8 protein-coding genes are annotated in these 6546 nt (G+C 58.1%); 1 reads left to right on the top strand and 7 read right to left on the bottom strand.

The features are described from left to right. The first annotated feature begins 124 nt into the window (after positions 1-124). A complete protein-coding gene (locus J3L12_RS14190; RefSeq protein WP_279381142.1) occupies positions 125-1084 on the top strand; it encodes an integrase core domain-containing protein in 960 nt (319 codons plus the stop codon). 75 nt (positions 1085-1159) lie between these two features. On the opposite strand, the gene J3L12_RS14185 is transcribed toward J3L12_RS14190, so the two are convergent. The 7 genes from J3L12_RS14185 to J3L12_RS14155 form a co-directional block, all read right to left on the bottom strand. Then, complete coding sequence (locus tag J3L12_RS14185; protein ID WP_208015710.1) at positions 1160-1762, bottom strand: recombinase family protein; 603 nt, start codon at positions 1760-1762, stop codon at positions 1160-1162. A gap of 557 nt (positions 1763-2319) precedes the next feature. After that, positions 2320-3048, bottom strand: coding sequence for a hypothetical protein (locus tag J3L12_RS16800; protein ID WP_347708907.1), 729 nt, complete (start codon positions 3046-3048; stop codon positions 2320-2322). Positions 3049-3062: 14 nt separating this feature from the next. Continuing rightward, entirely contained in the window at positions 3063-3236 is a 174-nt protein-coding gene (locus J3L12_RS14175) for a hypothetical protein (protein ID WP_208015709.1), read from the bottom strand. Continuing rightward, complete coding sequence (locus J3L12_RS14170; RefSeq protein ID WP_208015708.1) at positions 3233-3895, bottom strand: transglycosylase SLT domain-containing protein; 663 nt, start codon at positions 3893-3895, stop codon at positions 3233-3235. The genes J3L12_RS14175 and J3L12_RS14170 overlap by 4 nt, the downstream gene beginning before the upstream one ends. Positions 3896-4151: 256 nt before the next feature. Beyond that, positions 4152-5186: a hypothetical protein gene (locus J3L12_RS14165; protein WP_208015707.1), complete on the bottom strand. Its 1035-nt coding sequence runs from the start codon at positions 5184-5186 to the stop codon at positions 4152-4154. Further along, positions 5173-6108: a hypothetical protein gene (locus J3L12_RS14160; protein ID WP_208015706.1), complete on the bottom strand. Its 936-nt coding sequence runs from the start codon at positions 6106-6108 to the stop codon at positions 5173-5175. The genes J3L12_RS14165 and J3L12_RS14160 overlap by 14 nt, the downstream gene beginning before the upstream one ends. Continuing rightward, on the bottom strand, positions 6105-6542 hold the full coding sequence (locus tag J3L12_RS14155; protein WP_208015705.1) for a hypothetical protein: 438 nt from the start codon (positions 6540-6542) through the stop codon (positions 6105-6107). The genes J3L12_RS14160 and J3L12_RS14155 overlap by 4 nt, the downstream gene beginning before the upstream one ends. Positions 6543-6546: the final 4 nt, after the last annotated feature.

Raw genomic sequence — 6546 nt, 5'->3', positions numbered from 1 at the left:
TACTTACGAGATGTAATCCTGAGCCTCTTGCACCTCAAAAAGTGGCCGGTGTTGCGCTCGGTTAGAAAGTTCTCGGCTAATCCCTATCCTCTACTCAAGCTAATCCGAGGGTTGTGATAAAAGCCTGCGTCTAAAGTGGGTCTTGCGAAAAGAGGACGGGTATTCCTATTGGGAAGTGGGCCAGATGTTTGGGGTATCCCACAACACGGTCTGGGTCTGGCATCGCCGGTGGCTGGCCAGCGGCAAGAAGTTTGAGTCCCTTTACAACAAAAACCAGGGCCCTGTACTGCCAGCCAACACCCGAACCGACATAGAAAAAGATTTGCGGGCCCTGTATCGGTCTGGACTGCGAGGCTACCCGTTGCTCCGAGCCATGCGTTTTCGAGGCCACCGGGTAGCGATGAGCACTCTCTACAGCAACATACACCGGTTGAAGTTGGGTGTTAAGAGACCCCAAAAGCGCGTCAAACAAAAACCTCAACGCTTGATTTTTCCACTGGGCTACATCCAGATGGATACTATGTTTCCAAACGGCAACGAAGGGCCGGTGCAGTTTACCGCCATAGAATGCCTGTCCAGAACAAGGTTTGTTTGTCTGTATCCCAAGTGTACCCCTGAAAACGCCGCCAACTTCCTGATTAGGTGCTACCACTTTTTTGCCGGCATAAAGATCGTCATGGTGCAAACAGATGGCGGCTTTGAGTTTGTGGATTCCGTGCACTATGGTTATGGGCAACGTCGGCAGGTACATCCTTTTGAAGAAATGCTTAAGCGGCTTCAAATACCCCAGAAGATTGTGATCGGAAAGCCACAACAGCAGGGGCGAGTAGAGCGCAGTCACCGTATTGACCGTGAACAGTTCTACAGGCAGTTTCCGTTGGAGCAGTGGGGAGAGTTTTTGCCCGAGTGGGTTCACACCTATAACGAAGCCCGACTGCATGGGGCCGTTGGCTGGCAAACCCCCAAGCAGGCCCTCGAGCAGTTGACTGGAAAAGCCATTAGCTTTGACTATAGCTTGATTGCTTCTGTTGACACCAGAAAATACGTTTCTGTATCCAGGCAAGAACACGGTCAAAATGTTTAGTTTGAAGTTTAGCCAGTTTTGCGTTCAGCACGGCACAATCTGAATATTCACCCAGCTGGGCCTGGGCCGAGGCCTTCATTGGGTTGCCGGCACACTTTTATTCTGTTCTGAACCTAACCGGGCCAGGCGGTCGCGGGTCACAATGCGCGAGATGGTGGACTTGCTGACCCGCATAATACGGGCCACGTGGGTTTGGCTACGGCCATAGACGTTGATCATCTCGAGGGCCTCGGCCTCGAGGGCCGGGGTCAAGATGGGCCGCCTTCCCAGAATGACCCCTCGGGCCCGGGCCCCGGCCAGGCCGGCCTGGGTATTCTCACGCATCACGTCTAGCCTGAGCTGGTTAATAACGCCGATCATCTGCACCATGGCCCGGCCCATGGCGGTACTGGTATCCAGGTTCTCGGTCAGGCTGTGAAGCAGAGCGCCACGTTCCTCCAGGTGTTTGACCAGGCGCTCAAGCTGCTCCACGCTGGCCACCGCTCGATCCAAGCGCCAAACAATCAAGGTATCTCCCTTTTTTAGCTTCTCCAAAACTGCCAGCCACTGAGGGCGCTCCCAGCGTCGGCTGGACACGCTCTCGCTAAAGATGTCCTTTGCCCCCGCTTTTCGCAGCTTGATGATCTGGCTATCTAGGTTCTGGTCGGTGGTGGAGACTCTGGCATATCCGTATTTCATGCCTACATTCTGCAACACCTATATGAAACCGGCATTTAAGGTCTGGCGGTCGCAGTGTTGCAAAACTCAGAATCTACCGTTTTTGCAACGCTGCGACCGAACTCGCTGGATTGCGCCAGCTTAGTAAGTTAGCCCCACCGCAGGCAGTACAGATCCATCTAACCGGCTATACCCGGTGGTGGGTGCTGCGCTGGGCAGGGTAGACCCCGAGGTGAAATAGCCTGTGGTATTAGCAGTGCCTAGCGATGGTATTGCTAGCGATCTGAGTGCGGCCAAGGCGACTGCGCGTACAGTCGCCGCAGAACCTGATGCCCATGCTATCCAATACACACCAGGGTTCAAAGTCACGTTGATTGTTTGGCTTTTGATGCCAGTAGTGCCAGCATCGAACGTTACCCCCACAAGCCGGCCAGCAGGTTGCATACTGGCATTGCTTTCATAGATGCCCACCTCGTGCGCTCCAGCCGCTGCCGTAGTTACGTTGATTTGGAGCGCGCTTAGGGTGAGAATGCGGCCTACCAATATGGGTATCCAGTACACCCGGTTGGCGGTTAGGGCTAAAGTTGTCGCAGCGGTTGCAGCCAAAGCATATGGCACCACGACATCAGAGAGCCCGGGCGGCCTGGGAATAGGAATCGAGCCCAGCGGGCCAGCCTCGCCCGGGATACCTTGTGGGCCTTGATTACCCGGAGGCCCCTGCAAGCCCTGCGGGCCTGGAGGGCCCTGAGGACCAGGTGGCCCGGGTTCACCTTGTGGCCCTTGGGGGCCAGGAGGGCCTTGCAAACCTTGTGGACCCTGGGGCCCTGGTGCACCCTGAGGGCCCGGCGGTCCTGCCGGGCCCGGCTCACCGGGAATGCCTTGAGGGCCCTGGCCGCCTTGACTTCAGCCAGCATCTCTTTGGGTGGAAAGTAGGTCACCTTGACCGGTTCCCAGTTGACCCGCTGGATGCTGGCCCGGCCTCCATCGTCGAGCTTCAGGCTCTCGGTGGTCTTTCGCCAGATTTTGGGCTTGACCGGCTCCACCGGCTCGAGCGCCCGTGGCGCCTTGGCGAACCGCCCGGCTTCGTCGAACCAAACCACCCGGCAGATCTCGCGGCTTTTGATCGGCTTGCCGCTGCTTGACTTGCCCCGTTTGGAAGCCACCAGTCGGTAGCGGCCCCCTGCTTGTTCTACTTTGCCTTCAAGCTCGAGCTGACCCAAGGCCGCCAACGCTTCCGGCGTGGTGATTTGCAGCTCTGCTGCTATAGCCTCTACAGTGGCCGGGCCCCGCTGTAGAACTCGCTCCACGTAGGCCTTCACGCTTACCTCGGAATGCTGGGCAAAATCCGGTTTACCAGGGTGTTGGGTAGGTTGGCCAGGGTGCGATCCATGCGGTCTACACCCCGGTCTACCGAGCGTTTCAGGCCCCAGAACCCTACGGCTACCATCAGGGCCACCACACCGAAGCCAATCAGGGTTGCTTGCGTCTGGTTCATACGAGATACCTCCGTGGGTCGTTGGCCAGAGCTTCGCTGGTGCGGCTGGCCTCGAGCAACTTCTGCCGGGCCAGCACCATATCTGCGTAGCGGGCTGAAAAGTGATCTTCGCCTCGCTTGACCGCCGCTACAGCGACATTCCCACCGTTGTAGCGCACCAGGCCCATCCGCACGCTTCGCTCTGCCCGTATTTGCTTGGCCAGATACCGTGCTCCTAGCTCCAGGTTGGTGCGGGGGTTGAGCAACCCCGCCGGCAAGCCGGTGTAGCCCACCGTGATGGCCGTTGCGCCCTTTATTTGCGTCAGGCCGTATACCCGCGCAAGCTGGGCGTCTGTCCAGCCTCGCCGGCGAGCCGGGTCAAAGTATTTGTTCCCCACAATCCAGCTTTCGGGCTTGTTGTTGAGGGTGATTTCGGGGTCTGAACGGCGATTTTCCTGCAACGACAGCGCTGCCAGAAGCGACGGCTGGATGCCGTTGGCTCTGGCCGCTGCAATCAGGGCGTTGCGGTAGGGCTCGAGGCCCGGCGGCAAGGCCAGGCGGGTTGGAGCTACTGCTTCGCGCATGTTGCTGGCGGCAGACCGCACCACCCGTTGCCCCGGCTCAGATACCACCGCCGCCGCTGCAGCAGCTGCCATCCCTGCGATTACCAGGTCGCTCATTGCACCTTCCTTTCGTCGCTGTCTTCAACGCCCCTCAAATATCTGTTGATGCTGATGCCGGGCCCTGGGCGGGTTTCAAAGCCCCCAGAACCTGCGTACCAGGCATAGGCATTCAGATCTGAATAAACCAGACTGCCAATGCTTGCCCCCGGTACATGACCATACAACGCTCGCACCCGATGCGGCACCCGCACCCTCAGGGGCACCATGGGCGCTGGTTCAGGCGCAATAAAGGTTCGGGTTTGAGCGGTTGGGATCATGTCCAGCTAATCTCAAAACCCGCAATGGTTAGCTCGTGTAGGTTGTCTTTGGTGATCTCCTGACCTACGTCAAATTGAAAATACATGCGCGGGTACGGGCCTGTTATTGCGTGATTTTCGTTCATACCTATCCCTACAATGGTTCCATTAACCTCTGTTACCGATCTCACTGCTGGGCTCATTTTGCGATTTTGGCTATTTGCGGTGTACGCTTCATACGCTCCCGCAAAATCAACCATGTTGTTTATATCCCAAAACGCATCACCATAACCCAACGTGCGACGCTGGAACCCATAAATCCACTTTGGCGGATTGGCCGCTCGAGCAAATGAGCTTAGGCCCTGAACTGGGTTTGCGTTGTAGCCATGCGCACCTGTAATAATGCGTTGCTGTAAAACAAACTGGCCCGTTCTATTGCCTATCCCAGTGATATTCATGCTGGCCGTTTGCGGGGTAGTAGGCCCTACCGTGACCCGCACTTTGTAGATCAGGCGCAACTGCTGATCGCTGTCCAGCGTTAGTGTCACCGGGTTGTTTGAGCCGTCCCGGAATAGCTCGCGGCTCATCAGGTTATTGCCTGCGGTGCCGCTCCCGCTAAATCCCCATTCAGTCAGGTTTTGTCCGCCCACCTGGGCAGCGGTGAACTGACGGTATCGGGTAATCTCCCACACCCCCGTGCTTACCTCGGTGGTGCTATCTGTAGGGCCCCCGGTTTGGTTGGTGCGGGCCCGCTCATTGACCAATCCTGTTTGTGAAGGGTTTGGTGCGGTGCTGCCTGTTCCGATTACTGCCCATTCGCTTTGTTCAAACAGCCCTAGCGTGGCTACCAGTTCTTTGGCGTTGTCGAGTACCAGGTTGTGGCAGGCCTGGTCAGCTTCGCGCACCACCCGTCCATCCGGGCCGATGATTTGCCAGTGCATGGTCTGGGGCTCAAGGGTCATCCCGACTTTTGCCGGCGGTGGAATTCGCTCCCGCACTACCAGGCGCGGAAGGATGATTTTGGGCGTGATTATAAGGTCAGGGCGTTGCATAAATACCTGTCATTGGAGCGCTTGCGGTGATGGTAGTCAGCACGTCTGGGTTGCCCAGGTCTACTACCACCACCAACAGGCGGTAGTTACCGGTGGTTGGGGCCTGGCCGGTGATGGTGGTAAGTTCGTCAGTCCCCACATCCCGCACCACCACCAGCGGGCGGTAGTTGCCGGTGGCTGGGGCCTGGCCGGTGATGGTGGTAAGTTCGTCAGTCCCCACATCCCGCACCACCACCAGCGGGCGGTAGTTGCCGGTGGCTGGGGCCTGGCCGCTTATATTAACTAGGGCATCTGTAGGCAGGTAGACCGGATAGGTATCGCTGCGGATAGTAATCCCTTCCCCAAGCAGCTCCCACTGATAGGGCAGGGCGATGCCCTGATCCAGGATGCGTTCGGTGGGGTAAGTTTCGATGGTGCGTTCTACTGCAAACACCTCGCGCTGCACCCGCATACGCAGGCTGCGGCGGTCAGGTGATAGGTAAAACAGCAGTGCATCCGAATCAGGGCTGTAGAAGTTGACTTCGGCATCCTGAATCATCAGCGGGTCAACCCCTGCATAGGGCCCGCGCATGACGTACTGCCCTAACCCGGCATCCCATTGTCGCACCCAGACCTGGTTTTGCCGTTCGTAGGCAACTATAGGCCGGGCGCTTTGATCAAAGCAGAAAGCAATATGCCGGATTTCCCTACCTTCATGCGGTATAGGCACAATCCCTCGGTCGTCCCATTCCTCCAGCACTCCCATCTGATACAGATGCAGTAGCTTATCGCCTTGGTGTTGCACCAGGGCCCAGGCCGAGCCGAACAGTGCCAGGTAGCTACCGTCTCCCGTTATGCCTTCGCCGCCCACAGGGCCACGCGCCAGCGCCACCTCGGGCAGGTGGTGCGGGCCGCGTTTGCTGGTGCGGGCGGTGGGGGTCATCGTCCGTAAATCTGGTAGGTGGCCGGCTGGCCGCTTAGGGGGATAATCACCACTTGCTGGATCACCGAGGTAATCGGGATCGAGGTTCCCGGCGGCAGGGTGTGGGGCGGGCTTTCGCCGCCGGGCGAGATCAGGCGCACCTGAAAGGGGTTGTCGCCAATATTGGCGTAGTAGCCGCCGTAGATCAGTCGCTTGCCCTGGGGGTGGCGGGTTTCGATGGCAGTTTGCTGGGTGACGGTGCCTTCCCAGATCCAGGGTGGTTGGAGCACCTTTCGCCGGGTGATGCCGGCGTTGGGGTCTTCCACAAACTCGCCGTATTCAGCGGTGAAGGCCTGGCTGATGCGCCGCACCTCGGTGTTGTTTTCGGCCTGGCCCTTCACCAGCTCCACGAGCTGGGCGCATACAAACTTGATAGAGGTATCGAGTTTGGTCACAAGC

Source organism: Meiothermus sp. CFH 77666, assembly GCF_017497985.1.
Taxonomy (GTDB): domain Bacteria; phylum Deinococcota; class Deinococci; order Deinococcales; family Thermaceae; genus Meiothermus.
Note: the sequence above shows the minus strand (reverse complement) of the source record. Positions and strands in the feature narration are given on the sequence as shown.